Origin of the sequence: Brevibacillus laterosporus DSM 25 (assembly GCF_002706795.1) — a bacterium.
Lineage (GTDB): Bacteria > Bacillota > Bacilli > Brevibacillales > Brevibacillaceae > Brevibacillus_B > Brevibacillus_B laterosporus.
In genome coordinates this window covers 3,207,883-3,232,974 of the sequence record NZ_CP017705.1, presented here as the reverse complement: position 1 = coordinate 3,232,974, position 25,092 = coordinate 3,207,883, and the positions used below count along the sequence as shown (strand labels likewise).

Here is a 25,092-nt window from a genome sequence, read left to right as displayed (position 1 = left end):
AGAAAAGACCATCAGCTACCTGGCATAATTCATTCCCTTCGTAACAAAAAATGTAAAGCTACAGAAATTATTACTTATTTCTACTCCTATATCAAGATATTTTTTTCCGAATTATATGAATTTTTTCTGGTTTTTCTTATAACCCCACTATAATTTAAACTCCACAGAGAGTCCGTCTGCTCTCTGTGGAGTAATGTCTATCCTCTGAAAGTAACGGCTCCTTATTACATACCGTCCTAAGCATATAACATCGCCAAAGTGACAAAAGAGAATATTCTCGTTTACTGTTCGTTCGAGATAAATCGTTGTGAAAATAAACTTAACAGTGCAGCCGCCTCCTGGCGAAGCATTGGCTGCTTGGATTTATAATCGATTTCTCCTCGACTATTAGGTTTCACTTCTGGACCGTACAGACCTTTTGAGACCACATACTGAACTCCATCCACAGCCCAGGGATTTGTTTGGCCAATCAAAGCCACTTTTGAAGAGACAGGCACTTGTTTTTTATTGGCAACTCGCCATATGAGCATTGCCGCCTCTTCTCGGGTAATTGCTTTATTCGGCTCAATTCGTTGATTATTGGGTTTTTCCACAAGGCCAAAATCGAGAGCACTTTGAATGTCTCCAGCGTATTGGTTACCAGTTAGATCCATAGACGCAGTCATTTTTTTTGAGGGTGGAACTCCTAAGACTCGTATTAATTGAGCAATAAATTCTCCACGAGTAATTGGCTCCTCTGGATGAAACTTATTGTCGGCGGTTTCTATTAGATACCCAAGCTGTTTTACATCGTAAATATATTTAGCATATTTGTGATCTTTATCGACATCACTATATCGTTCTGGCTCCAGTCTCTTTTGCGCCCAACTATCTACTTTATGGTAGTAAAAATAGTCGATCGAGCCATTCGGATTTGCTTTAAACGCTGCCTTCATTCCCTGTTCATCTTCAAACAAAAGCGGGTCCTTTTGCAGAAGCTTATGTTTGCCTAAAGGATCTTTAATCATTAGTTGTCCGTCGTCCAATACGGTTACTCGAAACACCCAATAAGGGGATCGTAAGTCTTGATAAACACCTACAAATCTATTCAGCTGTTTTTTGGTGCTTTTTACATTTACTTTATCTTCCACTGGTTTTGGATAGTAATGATCCATGAACGCTTTGAACAGCTCTTCACGAAAATTTGCTCCATCTCCATTAAAAACGACAAATCCGCCTATCTTCTTTTCTGGTAAAAGCCACATCCAAGAATGGTATCCAGGCAAATCTCCGCCCTTGCCAATTACAACTTGATGATTATAATTGTTTTGGAAAAAAGTTTCGAATCCATATGCGCCATTTTGAATTTTTGGATGTAGGTTATGGCGAATTTGATGCATGGTTTTCGCCGTTTTTTCTTGCAAAATCTGTTTTCCTTCAAACTTACCACCATTAAGATGAGCAATCATGAACTTAGCCATGTCACTTGCAGTCGACAACATACTCCCATCTGGTGCATTCGTCGGAATTAATCCATACTCAGGAATTGGCTTTTTCTTGCTATCATACGGTGTAGCCAAATTAGCATGTATTTCTGGTTTCATTATGAAACTACTACTGTTCATACCTAAAGGTTTAAAAATATTATTTTCCACATACTGATGAAACGGTATACCGGTTATATTTTGGACAATGTATCCTAGCAAGACGAAAGCATAATTGTCATATCGATACACTTCTCCGGGATTGTGTACAACACTCGGCGCATTCTGTTTAACAAATTCATCCAATGGATAATATTTTTCCGGGGAACTGTTATCCATAGAAGGGAGATCGACATAATCAAAACCAGTCATATGTGCCATTAAATGATCCAAGGTGAGTTTTTTGCCTGTCTTATTGTTGATGTTGAAATCCTTCAGGTACGCTTGAACGTCCTTATTTATGTCTAATTTGTTTTGTTCCACGAGTTGCATAGCTGCTGTGGACGTGAAGACTTTGGAAATAGAAGCTATACGAAATACCGTAGAATCTGGATCTACCGGTCGTTTCTTCTCCACATCAGCGTAACCATAGCCTTTCTTGAACAATACTTGGTCATCCTTTACCACTACAAATGCAGCACCTGAGAGCTTATCTTTGATTTGTGGAAGGTTGAAAAACTGATCAGCAAACTTCTCCACTTCTTTTGAATTTGTTGGTCCAAGTGGTTTTACTTTCGTTTCTGCTGCATAAGACATCGGTGTAGCAATAAGAGAAAAAATAAGCAGGGTCCAACCTAGTACCTTAAACATTTTTATCCGAAGTAGTACATGGATAGGCATCATAGATACTCTCCTTTTGGTTATGTCTTCATGTACATGGCCGTATCGTCCGACATTCAATTCATTGTGAGTTCGCCCTAGAAGATCACTCCTTTTGTAAGAACTGGAATGCGATACCATTTTGTGGGTTGTGAGATTTCTATCACGAAGCTACCAAAACAGCTTTCGTAATCCCGAGTGACAAAGCGTCATAACCATACAGTTCCAAGATATTGAGCTACTCTAGGCAATAAATAGTCCCGTTCATAGTATGCTGATCAAAGTCGTAAAAATGTGTTTTTTCCTAAATCAATGGGTTATTTACTAGCTGACGGTGTATGGCTTTTTCTGGGCTATCATATGGGGTATAGTCGGGGTCAAATACATTGTTTTTTGCTCCTTGCTCTGTATTATTAATCTGTTTGAGTTCGAATGAATCAGTTTCCTGCAATTGTACGTTTGGTTATAGTGGGGTTTTACAATTTGCATGTATATATTTACATTATTTGGTTTTAAAGGTAATCTATTGTTGTAACATTCCAAATGATAGGAGGGCTTCGTTGATGAAAAAAGTTGTCTCAACATTATTCGCTTTATCTTTAGCTTTTGGAATAACAGTCACACCACTTCTACCAGTATCGAGTGCAAGTGCAACACCAGCCAAACATCCTGATAACGTCTCAGCATCACTCCGCACCTCTAATGAAACATGGAATATCGGTTCGCATATAAGAATAAGTACGAAGGATGGATGGTCACAAAAAGTGTTTCAAAGTCGTGAGGTTATAAAAGTTGAATACGACAGTAGTACCCAGTTTAATAAATTTACCGCAGTTCAACCTGGATCTGCATCCATTTATGTCTACAAATACGGTACCTTAAATTATATAAGGAATATAACTGTGCCTTATTAAATACCGTTGCCATAATGGTATCCTGATATAAGAAATTTCTGATTCTGATAGCTAGATTTCCAGTTTTCGACTTTTAAATCCGCTTTCATAAATTTTTCTCTGTCAAACGTTTCGTTATGTGGACTTATTTTTTCTCCATTTGGCTCCGGGCTTAGTCCATTAATGGGAAATAGGTGTTCATCCAAACCCGATTACAAAGTTCAGCATATCCTTTAAGTGTAAGAGATAAGGGAGGTATGTGAAATGAGGCGGCGTAAGTCGGAGTGTTGTGAATGTTACTGTCCCCCTAGGCATAGAAAATATGATTATCCTATGCGTTGGGACGACATGGAAGATGATCCCCCACCAAGGGGCGGTAGAGGCTTTGGTGGAAGAGAATTTGGCCGCAGGGGGTTCCGCGAATCACCTTTCTTCCGTAGAGAGTCACCATTTTTCCGACGGGAATCACCTTTCTTTGGTTCGCCATTTTTCTTCTGGTAAGAATCAAATATGTAGAGTCCTCTTTCGCAAATGGAGGACTCTACATGATTAACGAAATCTTCTATAAACAATATATTCAACGGCCGGTAAAATAACTGTTGATGCACAAAGTACAAGAAATAATGGCATATTTTTTATTGGTTGATTAGAGTAAAACGGAACTTCTACGAATAGGAATACAAGCAGAATAATCAACATCAAAACAAAATAACTAATCTTTGCACTTTTGAATGTGATGAACTGACCTAGCTCGTCCCGTTGCTCTTCAGCTGAATTCCAAGAAATCGTATTGAAAAAAAACATCAAAACAATCGGTATGCTGATCAGGTCACTGAACCCCAGCTGCTGACCCTGTACGTACTTAAAAAGGTTATAACACACGATAGCAAGCACTGCGATCCCCGAAATAATTTCCCCAATAAGTTTCTTATTTTCAATTGGCATATTCCATTCCTCCTCATCACTTGATGGTGTCATAGCTCTTCATTTTTTCTAAACATAAAAATTGTATCCACAGTCCCACCTAATACATAAGAAAGCTGGAAAGCAAGAACAAGGCTGGGGTCATACTTATTATTTTCAATTGCATTTATCGTCTGCCTTGATACACCACAAGCTTTAGCTAAATCATCTTGTGACAGCCCTAGCGATTTCCGATATTCTTTTATTCTATTCTCCATGAAATCCCCTCTCAAAAATGTAAAACACATTTGACATAATCTTACAAGGAGAGGTGCATAATGTCAAATATATTTTACATTTTTTCAGCTTTGTCTGAATACTATCCAATTATAAGATAATGAAAGATGAGTAGACAAAATAAAACTGCCTGAGAACGAAAAATCCTTCGTTTCAGACAGTAGCATTAGCACCTCAACTCATACTATTCTATTTTGAACATTCTACGTCCGATAAATCTCCAGTAAAGACATCCCCATCGATGGTTGAATCACCCTATGCAAAAACAATCCGCTTGCCTCACATAAATGAGAGTACTCTTCCTGCGTCCGTTCCTTCCCACTCAGTAAAAGTAGCATCTGTAGATCAAGGAATTTCATCATATCTCTAGTGTTTCCTTCTTCAATGACTGGTTCAATAACTAGGAGTTTTCCACTATCACCCATTGCTTCTCTACATTGCTTGAGAATCTCAATAGCTTTATCATCATTCCAATTGTGTAGAATATGCTTCAAAATATAGAGATCTCCACCTTTTGTAATCTCTTTGAAAAAATCACCTATTACAAATTCACAGCGATCAGATACTTGTTCCTTATCTAGATTAGCTAGAGCCATTTCACGCGCATAAGACTGGTCAAATATGATCCCTTTACTATCTGGGTTTTTCTTTAAAATCGCAGTAAGCAGTTGTCCGTGATTACCCGCTACATCAATTATTTTATGATAGGAAGCAAAATCATAATTGGCTAGGATTTGCTCAATCTGTCGTTGTGTATTATGATACATTGCTAGATTAAAGATATCTCCAGCTTTTTTGTTTTCTGATTGACTTAAATATTCGTAAAATGGTAGCTTGAAAGTTTTCTCGAAGGATGATTCGCCTGTTTTTACACTCGTTAGTAAGTCAGGTAAAATGTTCCACATCGGTTGTCCACCTAGCATCAATACCATGGAATGTAGTGAACCCTCCACATCGCTTATCAACCATTCAGCCATTGGTGTCAGCTCGAAGATTCCCTTCTCGCCTTCATTGAAAATTTCCATGCTAGATAAGGCACGTAGTACACGATAAAGAGCTGCTTCATCTGTCTGTGTTACACGAGCTAGTTCACCAACACTTTTTGACCCATCTTTTAGATGATCGGCAAGTTGTAAATCCGCGGCTACATAGATCGCTTGAAACATGAAGGGCATAAATAGTTTCTCAAGAAGAGCCACATTTGCCGGCATTTCGGCTGTATCCTTTTCTTTTAAAAACATGAACAAGCACCTCCTATTTATTTGGATGAAACATATCATAATTATAACTATATTGGGATTAAATGTATATTTATAAAAACAAAAAAAGACGAACAAGAATGAGAATAGGTATCTTCTTCATGTAAAATCCATGTTACATGTTTTTTTACATAAAGACGTTACGTTCATCATCTCTGTTACGTCTTATTATTTGTCAGATGTTTTGTTACTTTTAGTCCAATGCAAGCTTCTTCATAATCGAAACAAACTCTAGTAATTTGTCCTTTGGAGCGAGATCCGTACCAGCTTTTGCTAACTTAACAGCATCTGGTCGCTTTTCCCATACGCGTAGCGCCCTCTTGATTATGACTTTTCCAAGAGCTGGCACCCTAGACAATACAGATTCAGCAGCAGCTTGCTTGCTAACAATTTCACCGGTATGCATCGTGTGTAAAATCCGACACAGCGTTAGCACTACAAAAACCTGGTCATTCAGACCTTTATGAAAATAATGCTCCATATTTAATTCAAAATAAAGCAAGTTTCCCATCATGTTATTGGCTAACTCCTGAGATGAGACCTCTGGTATTATTTCAGATGCATCTGGTCCCAATAAAGGAATTCCACGACTACGTAATAATAGTAATGTAATGGCGTTCCAATCTCGTGGCGATTTTAGTAAATAAGCCTCCTCAAAACATTGAGCGCATTCGCATCGATTATGTAATGTTAACCGATGAGATGCGAGGAAATTCCCTTCTAGCTTAGCGAGAATGGGATGTATAGCCATCTGTTCGAAAAATAGCTTTTCGATCAACCACATATCTACCTCTTGTAAATCGCCATCTGTAACACAGAGGAAATCAATGTCACTCTCACCTGGAATATATGCATCTAAGGCGATAGAGCCATATAGATAAAAACCGACGAGCTGTGAGCCAATAAGATTTTGTAGCCCATTCAGAAAGCTTTGCAGAGGACGCTCAATTTCGTTGGGTAGCTTTTTTACCTTTCCAGTAGAGTAAGATGTAACAAGCTGATCATGAGAATGTGACAGACCAAATGAATGGTCAGCATTTCGATAGGCCGCTGAAGACGAAAATCCTTTTCTTTTGTTTCCACGCCTCAGTGTATTGGGAACGAAATGAGTGGAAACCAAAGAAGTATTTAAATCATCTGGTGTCAGCTGATCGGACAAGTCCCCGAGTACGTTTGTGGTTACATATGCAGTTTTACCAGGTTTTGACCAAGTCATTTCCATCACCCTATAATCCTTTTGAATAGTGAGGCGAGCAATTTGTTACTTTTCCTTAAAAAAGGGATGCTACGCGTGGGAGTTCCCGTTATTGTATTAATCATCCTATGGTTTAGCTTTATCTTTTACAGGATGGCTCAAGTAGAACGCTCGGCTGTGCCACAATCTGCCGATGTTGCGATTGTCCTTGGTGCTGCCGTCCGTGGTGATCAACCCAGTCCAGCCCTGGCAGAACGTTTAGAAAAAGCATACGAACTTTATCAACAAAAATACATAAAGTCCATTATTGTTAGTGGCGGAATTGGAAAAGGGAAAGAACATAGTGAAGCTGACGTTATGAAAGGATATCTTATAAAAAAAGGAGTCCCTGCATCCAGCATCTACCTTGAAAAAAGGGCGGTAAATACGTTAGAAAATCTCAGCTTTAGCCAGCAAATCATGCAGGAGCATGGATATCACACAGCACTGATCGTAAGCCATAATTACCACTTAATGCGTGCTATGGAGATGGCGAATATATTAGCTATGGATGCGCACCCGGTTGGAACCGACTCAGTAAATATATTTATCCCTTACTATCGTGTAAAAGAAGGTTTCGCGTATACAAAATGGACATATCATAAGCTTTTTGTACTACCTACCCAAGAAAGCGAAGGGAAATAAACAATTTCCCTTCTTTCATTTTCGGTCAGATTTCTTTTCAACAACAGAGACTGAATTCCCATGAATACATACAAAAACAGCTATGTAAAAACTGCCAACTTATCATATTCTTTTAGAATATCGTACTTTTTTTACATTAGCCGCTATTTTTTTCACTAAAAGTGTATTTTAACTAGTTCTTTACTCATATTAACTACCCACCGAACTAAAAAAAAATCGTAGTTCTTTTGAATTAGAATGAACCCTTGTATTTCAACACTAAGCCATCCCCTTCTCCGATATTTATTCACATTTTATTTTTCCTCTTGAAATGAAATTCCTACCCGTAATTTTCACTACACTCCCTCAACTTCGGTGTTGATTCATATTTCAAGGCACAAAAATGAGCAAAAAAGTAAAAATTACCCTTCATTTATTGTATAATGTAAAAATACTGATTTATCAAAACATACATCCTGCAACTAGTACTGGTAGGAAAACAAGGAGGTTACAAGTGTCAACCAAAATGAAATTATTTTGTATCCCTTATGCCGGGGGATCTGCTAGCGTATACTCCAGTTGGAAAAAAGCTTTTCTCCCAAATATAGAGCTCATCCCTATTGAACTTGCTGGAAAAGGAAGTCGTTTTAACCAACCTCTGTACGAAAATATAGAGCAAGCGGTATCTGATATTCTTTCGATCCTGCAAAGTAAATTAGATTCTAGCCCGTATGCATTGTTTGGTCATAGCATGGGGGCCTTACTCAGTTTTGAATTGCTCCATGCTCTAAAAGAACAAAATGCGCCTATGCCAATCACCACATTTTTGTCTGGAAAGAATCCTCCTCATATCACTCCCACTACGAATCGTCACAAGCTTGATGGCAGAGAGTTTTGGGAAGAGGTTAGATCAATGGGGGGAACTCCAGCCGAACTGATGACAAGCACAGAGTTAATGGAGCTATTTACACCTATACTTAAAAGAGATTTTAAATTAGTAGAAACGTATGTACCTAATCTGAATAGAGAGCTTATAACCTCACCCGTTACAGTGCTCTATGGCACAAAGGATCAAACAGTATCTGTAGATAGAATGGCAGAATGGAATAGATATACAAGTGAAGAGATCAGCTTTTACAACTTTGATGGTGGACACTTCTTCATCCAAGAGCATGAACAGGCTGTTATCACCCGAGTAAATCAAGGCTTACTGTCAACTACGATCAAGGCATAAAACCACTTCGCTTCTTAGCTGCTCAATCATACCTATAAAAAAGGCATTTCCTGCTCTATCTCAGGAAATGCCTTTTACGTATATATGATATTGATGATCGTTTTTCTAGCTGGGATTATCCTGTGTGTACCTTATCGTTGGTGATTACTTGAAGAAAATTCAGGTAATGCCCTAAGAATGTTTTCATTGTCTCCTCTTCAAATAAGTCTGTATTGAACTCCAGCTTTAATCGTAATTGATGCTCTTCTTCATAGACATGTAAGCTTACATCGTACTTAGAGGTCTTATTAGAAACAATGTCCAAGTAGGTTTTCATTTGTTCGTTCTGGTATAGATGCTGTACAGCGTTTTGCATCGTGAATACAATTTGGAACAAAGGCGCCATATCCGCAGTATGCCTTACTTGTAACTCACGTAAAAGGGTTTCTAATGGGACATTCTGATTATCATGCGCCTCTAGCGCCATTCCCCTTACCTTATCTAGTAATTGGTCAAAGGTGAGCTCTTCTTTAAAATCAAAGGATAGAGTGACCGTATTAGCCAGATAGCCGATTATTTTCTCTGTTTGCGGCATATTCCGATTTGCTAGAACGGTTCCCAGACGGAAAGTTTCCTGTCCAGAATAGCGGAATAGTAGGGCGGCAAATGTAGACAGCAAAAACATATAAGGTGTAGACTTCATGCTTTTACTCACTACTATGATATTTTCCGTTAACTCCTGGTTCACTATTTGTTCAATGGTCATTCCTTGGTAGCTTTGAATAGCTGGACGTGAGAGTTGGATAGGTAGGGATAATGGTGCTGTTTCATTTGCAAGAATTTCTTTCCAATAATATAGTTGATCAGCATATTCTGGGTTCTCTTTTGTCAGCCATTCTTTTTGGTCTAGCAGATAGTTTGCATAGGTATAATCCAACTCTTTAATATCGACAACACCGTTTTCTTGTAGTTCCTTGTAAAAACGTAATAACTCTTTGGTAAATACATGTATCGACCAGCCGTCTGAGATAATATGATGCATACTTCCCAATAAAATGTGAGCATTGTCACCAACATGGATAAGAGTAAATCTCGACAGAGACTCATTCATAATCTGAAAAGGAGTATTCGCTTCCGTATCTATCAAAGCTGCCAGCCTTTGTTCTTTTTGTTCCAAAGGATAGGATGATAGGTCTATAATCGGTATCCCCACTACATAGGTATCGTGGGTAAATAGCTTTGGATCATCCTCGATCATTCTAATTTCGGATCGTAATGCTTCCTGCGATTGAATAACTGCCTGTATACTTTTTAACAAAGATTGTCTATTTACATTTTCCTCGAAGGTAAGAGTAAATGTGATGTTATAAAAAGGACTGTCTGGACGCGTTTGATATAAGTACCATTGACCTCTTTGCGATGGAGATAAGTCGATGATCTTTTCCCTCTTTTTAGCTGGCTCATACATTCGCGTGACGTTACTCTTGCTCTCAGCTACGTTCCCCATGCGATGAATTAATCCTTTGATTGTAGGATTTTCAAAGAATACCTTTAGTGGAATGGTCACACCAAAACGTGACTGTACAGCGGATAGTAGTTGAGTTGCCTTTAAGGAACTTCCTCCTAAATCAAAGAAACTATCAAAAGCTTGAATCTGGTCTACCTGTAAAATTTCAGACCATAGCTGTTTAATTTCCTCTTCCATTCGTCGGTTATTATTTACAAGGTGGTCCTCAGCCTGATCTGAATGAAGCTGATCGACCTGTCTAAAGATAAGCTTTGTGTAATCGCCTTTCTCATCAATGGTGTGCTCTCTGATGGTACTGTACATTTCGGACAAGGAGAATTGATTATGGGTAGTGGAGAAATAAACAGTAGTTACTATCTCCTTTTCAATCACTTCAGAACATAGCGTGGCAATCTCGGAAACTCCTTTATTTAACCCCACATACAGCATATTATGTTCAAGCATCAAACCTAATTCGAATGAGAAGAGACCTTTTTGTGGAGAAATCGGTTGATGCCCTCGTCTCATCAATAAATCTTTCATATCTGTAAATTGTTGCCCCAAACCGATATCGTTCCATAAACTCCATGCGAAACACTGTACTCCACCACGTTTTTGTGCCAAATAATCCGTAAATGTCTCCACAAACATATTGGCTGAAGTATAGGCGCCTACCCCATAGCCTGATAACAAGCCACTTGAGGAAGAGGAGGTAACAAGAATAGCTTCTGGATATTTTTCCACCAGTTTCCCCAATAGATAGGTTCCAGCTACTTTGGATTCAAACATATTCTCCAGTGATTCAATAGATTCTTCCAATAGTGGTTTCTCATAGTAAATGCCAGCTAAATGAATAATTCCATCCACTTTTTGAGCATTCATGCATAGCATTGACTCATGTACTGCCTTTTCTATTACCGCTAAATCAGATAAATCAGTGCTTTTATAGATAATTTGATCCTTCCGAGTAGCCAGCTTCTCTAATTCCTGTAGTACTCGATATCGTTCATTCTGTGTACCAGCATCCTTGTTATTTTCGCTAGGAAGCGAGGTCTTTCCGAGTAGTAAAACATTTGCATCAAACTGTTGAATTAGGTATTGAGTAATTTGCTTGCCGACTCCGCCAAGACCACCTGTAACTACATAAAACCCTTTTTGTACCAATGGTAATGGTTTTTTGTTTGCTTCTTGAAGATTTACCTGTTGCAGTTTCGGGACAAATCGTTTCCCTTTCGAATAAATAACCACACTTTCTTCATCCGGTAGCCCCTGCTCCGCTTGTAGTGCTAGTAATGGATGATAAGGGCGATGATTGGTATCTATATCTACAAATTTAGCAATCGTATTAGGAAATTCGTGCTTCATTGTCTTGATGATTCCTGGAATCGTTGCTTTTTCGTAAGCTGAATCTTCGGTATTTTCTAACGAGAATACATTGGAAGAAACGAACGTTAAGGTTTTTGGCATACCCAATTGTTTATGTAAAGCTTGTAACAGGAATATAAGGCTAAAGCTACCTAAAAATTGACTTTCTTTTACATACGACAGTTCTTTTTTCACCTTGTCCAAGTCTTCCTGATACGTCCATAAATGGAGGACATGATGAATAGTTATTGATTCGCTTTTTAGCTCCTCACACAATAACTGATAATCCTTTTGCTCATGTTGGTTTATTTCGTAGTGGAACCGTCCGCGTTTTTTAAAGCTTTCTCCTTGATCAACTATAATCATCGTGCTAGCACCGTGTTGGGACAAGGACGACCATTGATCTCCCAGCCCTAGTTTGTCTCGAAAAATTAGATACGTCTCTTGAGGAAGCGGGGAGGCTAGCACTGAAATGGGACGCTCTTCCCACTTTCTTACATACATCCATTCTGGAAAAGTTTGATGCACATCCTCATTTTGCGTCTCTATTTGTTTAATAACGTCATCAAATTCGCCAGCATATAGTCTCTCAGTGAACTTATTTCGTTGAATTTTACCAGATTCCGTTTTGGAAAATGTTTCTTTCTGAATCGGAATGATATGCTTCGGTGTTATGCCTAAATTCCTACTTACTGTTCGTCTAATCTCCGTAATGATAAATCCTAAGAATTTTTCATCTATATCATTTATAGGAGTAAAGAAGATAGCTAACTCCTCTACACTTTTGGAGGTATCAATAAACGCTGCGGCAGCCACAAACGTAGATTGAACTCCATAGACGCTTTCTACTAATGATTCTATCTCGTAGTTATAATAATTTTTACCATTCATAATAATAATATCTTTTTGACGACCCGTAACTGTTAATCGTCCTTCATTGAGGAACCCCAAGTCCCCTGTAAAGAACCAACCATCTCCAATAAAAGCTTCCTGATTGGCTTCTTGATTTTGATAATAACCAGCCATAATCGTAGGGCCTGTAACTTGCACTCTACCAATATGATTTTCTTGTAGCAACTGATTACTATCATCAACGATTCGAACACTTACACCCGGAATAGGTCCTCCTACCTCCGTAAAGCAAATATGTTCTTTTTCCGTATCATCAACAAATCGAAGTTGGGTTTCAAATGAAATTTTATCTACATAATGAACGCCAGATTGAGGCTCGCTGCGGAACGTTTTAGAAAATACGATACCGGAAGAGGTTTCAGACATTCCAAAAGAGGGATACATGCAATCGTCACGGAGTTGATGTTTACGCAATATGGATAAAAATCGCTTGGCTGTTTTAGCAACAATCGCTTCTCCACCATTTAAGATGTGTTTTACACTGGATAAATCCCAGCTTCCTTCCTCAATAACCTTTTCTTGGTCATTTACTAGAGAAAATGCGAAATTCGGAGCCCATGTTAATGTAGCTTTATACTTGTCCATCCAATGCAACCAGTTCAATGGTTGAGAAATAAATGAATCTACTCTTGGTAAAATTTGTTGGCAGGCTAAATAAACGCCTAAGATATGATACATGACCAATCCACCAACATGCTCTAATGGCATCCAGCATAACAGAACCTCTTCGCTATCAAATTGGTTAAATTGTGCCGTAGCCATTGTGCGTGCGACCAGACTGGCATTTCTATGCTGCACGCATTTAGGTAAACCCGTACTACCCGATGTTAACAAATATAAGACGAAATCTTCCTCTTGGTACGCATAGAATTCCTGTTCCTCATCATTCTCCATTAATTGCTCAGCAGTGCTGATGACAAACTCATCTGTTTCCCATACTCCCGATAGCTTGTTAACTTCTTTCACCAAATCCTCATCAGTTATGATGACTGGCTTATCTAGCATGTTCCAAATATTATATAGCTTGGTGGTATCGGCATTCTTTTCTGCATACGAGGTAGACGTAGCAATCGGTACAGTAATATAACCACCTAACACGCAAGCCCAAAACATAGGGACGTAGTTTTGATTTTTTTGAAACTGGAAAATCACTGGATCTTGAGGCTTGATTCCCATTTTTCGCAGTCCCTTTAATAGACGCTTAGCTTGCCCAAATAATTGTCGATAGCTAGATTCTATTTCATCTCCGTTGTCCAAAACATAGATGATTCCCCTATCTTCCAACTTGGCAGCGTTGATTATTACATCAATCAACGTAGTAGGACTACTAGCCGTTCTCTCTAATTCAGCTCCATGACTGATTGCTAAGGGTAGGGAGCTTTCTATCCGTTCCGTTTGTCGAAGCAACTCCGATTTTGGTGTATTTACTTTTACTCTGTCGGTTTTCATCATGGTTGGGATTAAATCTTTTGCATGCAATGTTCTGTTGCCTTTATTTTTTTCTTCCCGTACCACACGAACTTCATCGATGTATTCTAGACCCTTGAGACCCTTCTCCATATCCAAAATGATCTGAGATTGCTTTTGTATACTCATTGTCTCCTCCTGCTCTATGTTCGTATCATGAAAATTCTATACAGAAATACCTTAGTCCATGAAGAAGAACTAAGGTATTTTCTTTTTTTACAGAACTCCCATCTCCTGCCACTCTTCCTTCGTAGGTGGTCCCATTGTCGGATCATGGAATGGATCATGAAGGGATTCTTTTATGATTTGATCAATTTGGTCTAAATCCTGTGCAGAGAGAGTCCATCCCATTACTCCAGATACCTCATCTAACTGAGCCGGCTTCCTTGCTCCCCAAAGAGATACGCTAACTCCAGGGTGATCTAACGTCCAGCGTACAGCGAGTTGTGCCATCGTTTTTCCTTTTTCTTGTGCTATTACTTTTAAACGATCCACTGCCTGTAGATACTGATCAAAATATTCTGCCGCAAACAAAGGATATCCATGTCGTAAATCGTCTTCAGCAAACGTGGAGTCTTTCGTGAATTTTCCTGTCAATAAGCCTTGTGCCAATGTTCCCCACGTCAGTGTATTAATATTATTCTCAAAGCAATAACGGAAGGTATCCTTATGCTCGGTTTGAAGTACATTAAGTCTTGTTTGGCTACTGTGAAGTGGAGCAACTTTTCTCCACTGCTCGATTTGTTCAATGGAAAAATTACTTACACCAATCGCTCTAATTTTCCCCTCTTTATACAGTTGTGCAAAAATATCTGCTGTTTCTTCAACCGGCAATCCAGGATCAGGCCAATGAAGCTGATACAGATCAATATAGTCTACTTGCAAACGTCGCAAGCTATCCTCGAACTCTTGAAGAACACGCTCTTTAGAAGCATTGCACCAGTATACGCCTTCTTCTCCAACCCACTCTATACCAGCCTTGGTGGCGATATGAATTTTGTCTCTTTGGCCATATTCTTTAATTGCCTTACCGCATATTTCTTCAGATAAGCCAAAGCCATAAACAGGAGCTGTATCTAGCGTATTTATCCCTATATCGAAAGCACGATGGGTCGCTTGAATGGCATCTTTTTCATTTGTACCTCCCCAAGCCCAACCACCAATGGCCCAGGTTCCTAATCCAATACGTGAGCACTTTAACTCAGATGAACCTAATTGTACGTAATCCATAAAACGACCTCCACTATCATATTTTTCACTCTCAAATGATAATTAGACAAATACAGTAGAAAACAACTTGTTTTAATATTTACATTTTTGTACTTAAAAGTCAATTTATGACACAAAAATACATTATTCTCTTTTTATCTCGCGCTATAGCGAACTCCAATCAGGCTTACTAGCATTGTAAGAAGCACAATTGTTACTAGAATGGGAATTCCAATATTTATCCAGGATAACCAAAGACACACACTTAGATAAATCAATCCCATAATAGACGACACAATTGCAATTGGCTTTCTAGGAGATTGTTTAAGCATTTCTTCTTCTTCCGATCCCTCTTTAAGATTAACTCCACCTCTGCCCTTCTTATCAAGTGAAGCTATACTTAATTGAACAATTACAGTACCAAAGGTAAAGCTAAGAATCAGTAATCCTCCTAGTAGCCACTCCATGAAGGAGAATTGCATGACAATGGATAACACGAGATGACCAATGACCGCTGGCGCTACCACCAAGAGTGAGGCTGTCATTGTTTTTGCCCAGAAAATCGTGCTTCCTTTTACAGCCGCTACATAATAAAGAATGTAGTTTTGTTCTTCTAATTGGTAGAGGGCTGATACAATCTCACCAAAAATGAGCGCTGTGAGTAGGGACACGAACAACAACACATAAAAGGATTGATTTGCTTCAGTCAAAAAGGTGCTTGCCATTCCTGACCTACCTACCACTGCTCCACAGATAATCGCAATCACCCAGAACCAGAATCGGATTTTTGTGATTGGATTTCTTATCAGCAGCGTTACATCTTTAAAAACGATGGCATCATAAGCACTTTTAACCAAATTTGATAGATTTTCTTGGGTTTCCGGTTTTGTTCTATCAAGCGACTCCGCATGGTTCAGCCAGCTTTCATAGTAAAATTTCCCGATTTGTTCAGAGAATAGAAACAACGTTCCAAGACCTACCAAGAAAATACACACAACATATATCATAAAACGCTCTAAATTTTGCCAAGCCTCTGGAGAGATTGTTTCAACCTGAATCAAAGCCCACACCAATAAACCAATCAGAGCAACATAGGCAAGTGAGGAGATGCCTACGAACATCTTTACAATAATAGGGAAGAATCTCATGGTAAGAACCATTAAAAATCGACTCATGATGTCTGTTAACCAAATCATTAATAGGGAAACGATTAGGAATAACAAAACATACAGAACTCTTTCCGTAGCAGAATAGCCAATCGTTAATGGAATAGCAATCATAATTGATGACCACGTGTATAGAGGTAGACTTGAAGTAGATTGGCCAAGAATCATACGAAACGGAGAAACTCCTGATACATGGAACAAAGTCAGTAATCGATCAGAGTACATCTGTTGTGTCAAAGTGTTCATGCCTCGAAGCAGACCGACGAAAATACATTCCCCTATGAGAAGCATCAGTCTCGCACTAAGACTAGCATGTAAAAGAAGCTGTCCAAAATTCTCCGAAAAGTACATAGCGATAGCAATGGTTGCCAAGACCACATAAATGATCCATTTAGAAGGGCTATGGATAAAAAAGCGATTAAAGAAGGGTCTTGTGTAAAAGAAACTGATCCATTTCGTTTGTATCCACATACAATTCTGTCACCTCCTGTTACTCAATAGCAGATAAAAAGATATCTTCCAATCGACCTTCTTCATTGCCTGCCACTTGACGCAATTCTTCCATGCTTCCCGTCACCTTGATTTTCCCTTTATGCAGAATGGAGATCGTATCGGCTAATTCTTCAACAATATCCAAAATATGGGTCGTTATAAAGACAGTACCGCCCTCTTCTTTGGCAAAGTGTCGAATATAATTTTTCACTTCACGGGTCGCCTTTGGATCTAATCCATTGGTTACTTCATCTAATAACAAGATCCTTGGGCGATGAATCAATGCGCAAGCGATCGAAACCTTTCGTTTCATTCCTAATGAATATTCTTTGATGAGTTGGTCTGCCTTATCTGCTAGATCAAAATGTTCTAACAACGTATCTACACGTTTATTAATGTCTTCATTACTATCATAAAGAGCACCCACAAAGCGTATCATCTCTCTAGCTGTCAATCCTTCATGAAGAAGTGGAACGTCTGGAGCATAACCTGCTATTCTTCTTGCCTCACGATCTTGCCAGATATTGCGCCCTAGAAACCGGACCTCCCCCTCTGATGGGTTCAATTGGCCCGTCATCATTTTAATTGTGGTTGTCTTTCCAGCTCCATTGCTACCTAAAAACGCATAAATATGCCCTTGAGGTACTTCTATATTCAAATGATCAACAGCATAGACCTCATTATACTTTTTCGTAAGGTTTTTTAGTTCAATGACTGCCATGGGTTCCCTCTCCTTCCTTTAGCTATTCATATTTAGGTTGGGAAGCAGTCGTTAGCATAGCGCTAACGACTAGTTCCTATCTTTTCATCAACAGTATGATTAGGAGTAACAAACCCAACTTTGATCATATGCATAGCCAGCTTGCGCATATACTCACCATCAGGAACAGGATAGGTAAATGAAGAATCCTCTAATAGTTGCAAGGTCCTACTAGAATCGACTGCAACATTAAATTGTTCGGCTCGCTTAGCATCCTTCAGCATTATGGTCATAAGTCCAGCCAAAAACTGCTTATCATTACCCTGAGACATCATTACACCTAGCTCACGTGTAACATCCTCACGACTCTGTATTCGTCTTGAAAAACCAAGCTCTTCAAATACACGATACATATCGTCGTATGTTACGAAATGTGGATTTTGTAAATGGAACACTCTTTCCTGAATTCCTTTACTGGTGATCACGTGTATAATGGCTTCTGCACATATATCAATAGGGGTTAAATCAACCATACCCTGCATAATCTCCTGATCAAAACCTCCAAGCTCAAGAAAAGCTTTTGATAGGAGATAAAACATATTTTCATTAATGTTTTCTTGGAACCATCCGTCTTGAAAACGTCCTGTTAAGTTACCAACCCGATAGATACGTGCATCTAGGCCGTTTTCCAATCCATTGACAATCACGGCTTCCGCTTCAAATTTACTTCTCAGATATACATTTGACTCATAGTTTTGACCAACATAAAAATCTCTTTCGGTAAATTCCACAAGCTCCGTTGCACCTTCAACGCTGGTTCCCGAAACGCTTAGGGTAGAAACATAATGCAGTGGTAATGTATTATTCAAGCAAAAGGTAACTACATGCTGAGTTCCATGTACATTCGCTCTTTCAAACTCTTCATAGTATCCGTAGTGCTTCACCAATGCAGCTGTGTGGATTACAGTGTCAACCTTAGTTCCTAACGACTCGTAATATTTTGCCTCTAACCCAAATTTGGCTTGCGTAATATCACCGTGAATAATCTGGATGCGATTAAACCATTCATCAATTTGTGAGCTACTGTATTGGGATGTAAAGTAAAAATCTATTTTTTTGCGTAGACGCTGCATAGCAGTCTCATCATCTTTTGCACGAATCACGCAATGAATTGTTGCTTCTGTTTTTTGTAGTAGCTCATGTAGCAAATGAATACCCAAGAAGCCTGTAGAACCTAGCAATAAAACATGCTCCATCTCTTTTTGTCTATCGTGGACTGGCACTACCGGGATCGGTTTCTTCTCACCCTGTTTAAAGATCGAGCCATTACTAGACAGTTCTTGATTGTCCTGCATATCAGATACTTTGCTTGCTACTTCCTCGAAATTTTTACAATTATAGAAGTCTTTCATTTCAAGCTTCCAATGTAATGTATGAACCTTAGCTAGAATTCGTAAAATAGTCAGTGAGTGTCCACCTAGTTCAAAAAGATTATCGGTAATACTTATTTCACTGGCTTCTAATCCCAACACTTCAGCAACTATATTAACTAACTGCCTTTCAGATTCATTCTTTGGAGCAACAATTTCTCTTGTCAGGTGCAGATTGCCTTCTGGTTCTGGCAATGCTCGTTTGTCGACTTTACTATTTGAAGTAAGTGGCAATTTGTCTAAGCCAATAAAATAAGAAGGTACCATGTGTTCTGGCAAAGCATCTCTTACATGTTTACGTAATTCCCCCACATTCCATTGGTCATGTGCAACAATATAAGCGCACAGGTAAGAGCTTCCCTGCTCATTTTGCTTAGCTATAAGGACCGTTTCACTGATAGCAGGATGCTCCAATATTCTTGTTTCAATTTCACTAAGCTCAATTCGATGTCCTCGGATCTTCACTTGTTCATCCTTGCGCCCTACATATTCAAGGACTCCATCTGGTAACCAACGAGCCAAATCCCCTGTGCGGTACATTCTTTCTCCTGGTACAAATGGGTTTTCAACAAAGCGTTCCATCGTTAGATCTGGGAGATTAAGATAACCGCGTGCCAATCCTTCACCGCTGACACATAGCTCTCCAATGACTCCAATTGGTTGCAACTTGTCTTCAGAACTTAAAATATGGACCGTTGTATTATGTAGCGGTCGGCCAATTGGTATAATCCCCCACTCCTTAATGCGTTCATCCACTGTGTAGGTTGTAGCAAAGACCGTCGTTTCTGTCGGACCATATCCATTCACTAATCGTCCATTTCCTAGGAAATCCAACGCTTTTTCCACATGCTTAAACGAGGCTTTCTCTCCTCCAAATGCTATTTTGCGCATGTTTTTGAGACTACTTAAATCCAGTTCCACTAAAGCATTAAACAATGAGGTAGTCATAAAAGATACAGTAATATGCTTTTGACGTATCAATGTAACCAGGTCTACTGGATTCAAGATCACTTCTTTTGGTACTAGTACCAGCGTAGCCCCATGTAATAACGAACTAAATATATCAAAGGTAGAGCCGTCAAATGCGTAGTTAGATAACTGCAAAAAGCGATCCTCAGCGTTTATCTCGATATATCCGTTATTGCATACGGTTTTGACAATGTTTCGATGAGTAGTCAGGTTCCCCTTAGGTTTACCTGTAGAGCCAGATGTGTACATGACATAGGCCAAGTCTTGCGGCTGATTAATTAATTCTATGTTAGATACGGGTTCATCTCGCCATATATCATCCTCTACTATCAAAACCTCCCCCTGATAGCCCGCTGGAACCATGTCTTTTTGTTGTACCAACAAGAGGTGGGTTTGACTGTCTTCGAGCATGTATTGAATTCTTTCCTCAGGATAAGTCGGATCGATTGGCAGATAACTGCCACCTGCTTTTAAAATTCCAAAAATACCTACAATCATCGCCAAAGATCGATCCGTAATTAGCCCAATTACCTGATTTGGTTGAACGCCTTCTCTTCTTAATACGTGAGCTAACTGGTTAAATTTCACATTTAATTGTGTGTAGGTAAACTGTTCCTCTCCACATATAAGAGCGATTTGATCAGGATTTTTAACCACTTGTTCTTCAAACAGTTCTTGAATTGTTTTTTCTCTAGGATAGTCGACTTTTGTCAGATTAAATTCTTCAAGTAAGATATTCTTTTCAGCATCTGTCACTAATTCTAGATGACCAATGTTCTCTTCTGGATGCGCAACAATTTGTGCTAGTAATTGTTCAAAATGACTTGCCATGCGTTGAATGGTTTCTTGTTTAAAGCATTTTGTGCTGTACTCAATGGTTATATAAAGGGATTCTCCTTCTGATATTAACCAACTTAGGGAGAATTTTGCATTCCTTTGCCCAGTTTCATAAGGGAAAATTTCTACATTACTCATTTGGAACTCAGACATTTCTATATTTTGCAAAGAGAACAAGGTATCAAATAGCGGATGGCGACTCATGTCTCGTTCTAAATTGAGTTTTTCAATCAGCTCTTCAAATGGATATTCTGCGTTTGCATATGCTTGAAAAACAGTCTCTTTTACCTCATTTAAATAGGAAAGGAATGATTGGTCTGCTTTTGGTTGACCGCGTAAAGCTAATGTATTTACAAACATTCCTATAATGTTTTCCAAATCGGCATGAGAACGCCCAGCAATTGGAGAACCCACAATGATATCTTCCTGTCCAGTATATCTAGCTAAGAAGACCTGATAGGCTGCAAGAAGCGTCATATATAACGTGGTACCTCGACTCGAGCATATTTGTTTCACCTTTGCTAGAAGATCAGCATTAATTTCAAACGTCCATTCATCTCCGTCAAACTGCTGAATAGCCGGGCGTGGATAATCTGTTGGTAATTCTAAGGTAGGAAGCTCGTCAGAAAAACGATGTAACCAGTAATTTTCCTGCTCTTTTAATCTAGATCGCTGCTCGTCTGATTGTTGCCATAACGCGTAGTCTTTGTATTGGATAGCGAGCGCTGGCAATGCTTCTCCCTGATATAGTGTCATGAATTCCTGTAAGAACAGGTTCATAGATACCCCATCTGAAATAATATGATGCATATCCAGGCTCAGCAGATAATGATGTGGATTCAAGCAAAATAAACGAGCTCTGAAAAGCGGTGCCTCGCTTAAATTGAACGGTCTGATAAATTCCTCTAGCTTTGACTGAAGCTCTGACTCCCGAGCTTCTATTACTTCTAATTCCCATGAAATATCTTTATTTATTTTTTGAACTAGATTTTCATCAATCATATGAAACGATGTACGGAGACTTTCATGTCGTAGAACTAGAATCTGCAACGTTTCTCTTAGCTTGTCCAGATGTAGTTTTCCTTTTAGTTCAAACGAAAAAGGCATGTTATAGCTAGTCGTTTCACTATCTCTCATTTGTTGCACAACATACATTCTTCTTTGTGCAAAAGAAACAGGATAGTAGGGCTGTTCTTCCGCTGGTTGAATCGCTGTGTAAGCTGAACCATTCATCTGATCTATGTATGCAGCTAGATCTTTAACCGTTGGACGAGCAAACATCTCATTTAACTGCACATCCACACCTAGCTCTTTGTGCATACGAGACACAAGCATCATCGCCTTCAACGAATGTCCACCTAATTCAAAGAAATGATCCTTAGTACCAACACGCTCAAGTCCTAAAATTTCTTGGAATAGTTGAACTAGCTTTTCTTCCGTCTCTGTCGAAGGTGGCTCATACTCGTTCATTCTTTGTCGATCAGGTACCGGTAGCGCTCGCTTATCTACTTTTCCATTTGCAGTAAGCGGCATTTTTTCCACTTCCATCATGTAAGCTGGAACCATGTATTCGGGCAGTGTTTCTATCAAATGCTCGCGTAATGAAGATACACTCCAAGTACCCGATGCTACCACATAAGCACATAGATACGTATACCCTTGCTCATCATTTCGAGCCACGACGAGTGCCTCACTAATAGAAGGATGGTCAAGTAGCTTTGCCTCGATCTCACCTAACTCAATTCTGTATCCTCGGATCTTGACTTGTTCGTCTATCCTCCCCAGATATTCGATGCTACCATCAGATTTCCAACGAACTAAGTCGCCTGTGCGATACATTCTTTCTCCAGGTACAAACGGATTATCGACAAATCGTTCTACTGTAAGTTCAGGCTGGTTGAGATATCCTCGTGCAAGCCCTGTACCACTGACACATAACTCACCGGGTACTCCTATCGGCTGAAGGTGTCCCTTCTGATCCAAAATATAGACACTGTGATTTGTAATCGGCTTTCCAATAGGGAAGACATCTTGCTCCATATGGAGTTGGCCACTCGTTGTTACTACTGCATTTTCGGTTGGCCCATAGTTGTTTATGATCTGATAAGCTGTCTTTTTTATTTTTTGAGCTCGGTCACCGCCAATGAGTAACACTCGCAATGTACTACTTGTAAGCTCCATAAATTGTTCAGCTAATTGAGTAGGTAAGAAGCTAATCGTAATTGCATTTTTTTCGAAGTATTCATGTAGAGCATAAATATCGCCACGTCTCGATTCATCTAATACATGTAGAGTAGCTCCCTGTATGAGGGGAGGAAATGTTTCCCATACCGATGCATCAAATCCAAAACCCGCCAATTTCGTGCATTGATCATTCTGCGTTACACTAAATGCATCGTTATGCCACATGACTAAATTAACCAAAGAATGATGTTCAACCATAACTCCTTTAGGTAGTCCTGTTGAACCTGAGGTATAGATAATGTAGGCTAAATCATTAGCGCCCGTAACAAGCGGTAAATCGTTCGTACTTTCCTTTGCCCAACTCTCTTCTGCTAGCCATAAGGTACTTCCCTTATATTCCTGTGGCATATTTAAATGCGGCTGGATAAGCAATTGCTCTGCTTTGCTATCCTGTAACATATGGGCGATTCTTTTTTCTGGATAGGATGGATCAATAGGAAGATAGGCCGCACCCGCCTTTAAAATCCCAATTACTCCCGCCACCATCTCAAGTGAGTGCTCTGCCATGATCGCAACGATATCATTCGGCTTTACTTCCCGTTTTCTTAGCATCCATGCCAATTGATTGGCCTTCTCATTCAACTGACGATAGGTTAATGACTGCCCTTTAAAAACGATAGCAGTCCGCTCTGGATTACGTAATACCTGCTCCTCAAATAGCTGATGGATGGTTTTATCCATTGGAAACTCTGACTTGGCTGGATTGGAATAGCTTACGAGCTGATCCTTTTCTTCCTTAGAAACAATGGCTATCTCATCCACCTGGATATCTAGGTCATGGATGATAGACTGAGCAATCTGTTGTAGGTGATTAAAAATATTATCAATAAAGCTTTTATTATAAAGATTTTGATTATAAGAGATTTTTACTAGTAATTCTGTATCCATCTGTACCTGAACATTAAAATCAAAGTTGGTTTTCTCATGATCGTCAATGACATTCACAACTTTCAATTCTTGTGAATCGGACTCGCGAGAATCAACGAAGCTATCCGAGGCAACAGGAAAATTTTCGAACGCCACAATATGATGGATAAGTGCATGATTTGATCCTGTAACAGCTTGTATATCAGCCAGTGTTTGATAGTTATACTTTTCAGAGTTTACAGATGCCTCCTGAACCTGCATCAGCAATTCTTTAAAGGTTTGCTTGTCCAGCGTCCGAATTCGAACAGGAATGGTATTGATAAAGATTCCCACTATTTTCTCCACATCGGGAATCTCTGGTGATCTTCCTGAAATGACAGATCCAAATATGGCTTCCTGGGAGTTATTATACTTTTGTAGCAAGATCCCCCACATTGTTTGAAACAAGGTACTTATCGTCACTTGGGAAGCTTTTGCTACTTGAACCAATTCCTCCGACAGCTTTTTATCGAAGTGAAAGGTTACCTTATCAATGATGCATACTTCCTTCTCTCCCTTAGAATTTTCCTTAGGGATTACAGATGCACCCTCGAAATCTTGAAGATAATTACTCCAATAGGTTTTTGCTTCCTCTTCATCCTGCTCTTCTAACCAGCGAATATATCTGCTGTACGGAATCGCTTTTTCAGTTGGGATAGGTTTATTTGCTACAAAACATTGATAGAAATAAAACAGATCCTGATACAGAATGCCCGTGCACCATCCATCAATGATAATATGGTGGCTACTGATCACTAGTTCGTATTGTTTAGGAGCTACTTTTAGTAAAGACAACCGCATGAGGATGTCCCGGGAGAGGTCAAAGCCCTCGTCCCGGTCCCTCTGTTTAGCTGCACGAAGAGACTTTGTTTTATCCAACTCGCTCTTCTTAGAGAAATCCTCATAATAAATACTTGCTGTTCGTTCTTTTAGCACAACTTGCATCGGCTCTTTTAATTTCTGATACAAGAAGATCGTACGTAGGACATCATACTTGCGAATCAGCTCGTTAAAACTTTTCTCAAGGGATTCGACACATATTTCACCTTCAATTTGAAAAGTTGTTTGATCAAAATAAGCAAGGTTTTCTTTATCTTTTAATGTATGGAACAACATGCCTCGTTGCATGGGCGATAAGCTATAAATGTCTTTGACGTCTGAGGTATTAATCAAGTTAATCTTC

Annotated in this window: 13 protein-coding genes; 3 read left to right on the top strand and 10 right to left on the bottom strand. The window is 39.2% G+C overall.

Annotated features, from left to right (window positions below):
* Positions 1-281: 281 nt before the first annotated feature.
* Positions 282-2,303, bottom strand: a complete 2,022-nt coding sequence (locus BrL25_RS15495; RefSeq protein ID WP_018673858.1) for a serine hydrolase domain-containing protein — start codon at positions 2,301-2,303, stop codon at positions 282-284.
* A 542-nt stretch (positions 2,304-2,845) separates the two neighbouring features.
* Here BrL25_RS15495 and BrL25_RS15490 point away from each other — a divergent pair.
* Complete coding sequence (locus tag BrL25_RS15490) at positions 2,846-3,196, top strand: BLB8/JUQZ-1 family protein (RefSeq protein WP_018673857.1); 351 nt, start codon at positions 2,846-2,848, stop codon at positions 3,194-3,196.
* A 528-nt stretch (positions 3,197-3,724) separates the two neighbouring features.
* Here the strand turns inward: BrL25_RS15490 and BrL25_RS15480 are convergent.
* The 4 genes from BrL25_RS15480 to BrL25_RS15465 all read right to left on the bottom strand — a co-directional run bounded on the left by BrL25_RS15480 (position 3,725) and on the right by BrL25_RS15465 (position 6,850).
* Positions 3,725-4,120, bottom strand: a complete 396-nt coding sequence (locus tag BrL25_RS15480; RefSeq protein WP_018673855.1) for a hypothetical protein — start codon at positions 4,118-4,120, stop codon at positions 3,725-3,727.
* 29 nt (positions 4,121-4,149) lie between these two features.
* Complete coding sequence (locus BrL25_RS15475; protein ID WP_018673854.1) at positions 4,150-4,356, bottom strand: helix-turn-helix transcriptional regulator; 207 nt, start codon at positions 4,354-4,356, stop codon at positions 4,150-4,152.
* Positions 4,357-4,578: 222 nt separating this feature from the next.
* The gene (locus tag BrL25_RS15470; protein WP_018673853.1) at positions 4,579-5,616 is read right to left on the bottom strand and encodes a methyltransferase; all 1,038 of its coding nucleotides are present in this window, start codon (positions 5,614-5,616) and stop codon (positions 4,579-4,581) included.
* A gap of 211 nt (positions 5,617-5,827) precedes the next feature.
* Entirely contained in the window at positions 5,828-6,850 is a 1,023-nt protein-coding gene (locus BrL25_RS15465) for an aminoglycoside adenylyltransferase domain-containing protein (RefSeq protein WP_099327336.1), read from the bottom strand.
* 42 nt (positions 6,851-6,892) lie between these two features.
* On the opposite strand from BrL25_RS15465, the gene BrL25_RS15460 reads away from it, so the two are divergent.
* Both BrL25_RS15460 and BrL25_RS15455 read left to right on the top strand, forming a co-directional pair.
* Positions 6,893-7,513, top strand: a complete 621-nt coding sequence (locus BrL25_RS15460; RefSeq protein ID WP_018673851.1) for a YdcF family protein — start codon at positions 6,893-6,895, stop codon at positions 7,511-7,513.
* A 493-nt stretch (positions 7,514-8,006) separates the two neighbouring features.
* Positions 8,007-8,726 (top strand): thioesterase II family protein, encoded by a 720-nt coding sequence (locus tag BrL25_RS15455; protein WP_018673849.1) that lies wholly within the window; start codon positions 8,007-8,009, stop codon positions 8,724-8,726.
* Positions 8,727-8,841: 115 nt separating this feature from the next.
* Here BrL25_RS15455 and BrL25_RS15450 read toward each other — a convergent pair whose 3' ends face one another.
* The 5 genes from BrL25_RS15450 to BrL25_RS15430 form a co-directional block, all read right to left on the bottom strand.
* The gene (locus BrL25_RS15450) at positions 8,842-14,085 is read right to left on the bottom strand and encodes an SDR family NAD(P)-dependent oxidoreductase (protein WP_018673848.1); all 5,244 of its coding nucleotides are present in this window, start codon (positions 14,083-14,085) and stop codon (positions 8,842-8,844) included.
* An 87-nt stretch (positions 14,086-14,172) separates the two neighbouring features.
* Positions 14,173-15,186: an aldo/keto reductase gene (locus BrL25_RS15445; protein ID WP_018673847.1), complete on the bottom strand. Its 1,014-nt coding sequence runs from the start codon at positions 15,184-15,186 to the stop codon at positions 14,173-14,175.
* Positions 15,187-15,320: 134 nt separating this feature from the next.
* Entirely contained in the window at positions 15,321-16,802 is a 1,482-nt protein-coding gene (locus BrL25_RS15440; RefSeq protein ID WP_018673846.1) for a hypothetical protein, read from the bottom strand.
* Between the two features lie 19 nt (positions 16,803-16,821).
* Positions 16,822-17,544 carry an ABC transporter ATP-binding protein gene (locus BrL25_RS15435; protein ID WP_018673845.1) on the bottom strand — a complete coding sequence of 241 codons (723 nt, stop codon included), beginning with the start codon at positions 17,542-17,544 and terminating at the stop codon, positions 16,822-16,824.
* A 62-nt stretch (positions 17,545-17,606) separates the two neighbouring features.
* Positions 17,607-25,082, bottom strand: coding sequence for a non-ribosomal peptide synthetase (locus BrL25_RS15430; RefSeq protein WP_018673844.1), 7,476 nt, complete (start codon positions 25,080-25,082; stop codon positions 17,607-17,609).
* Positions 25,083-25,092 lie beyond the last annotated feature (10 nt).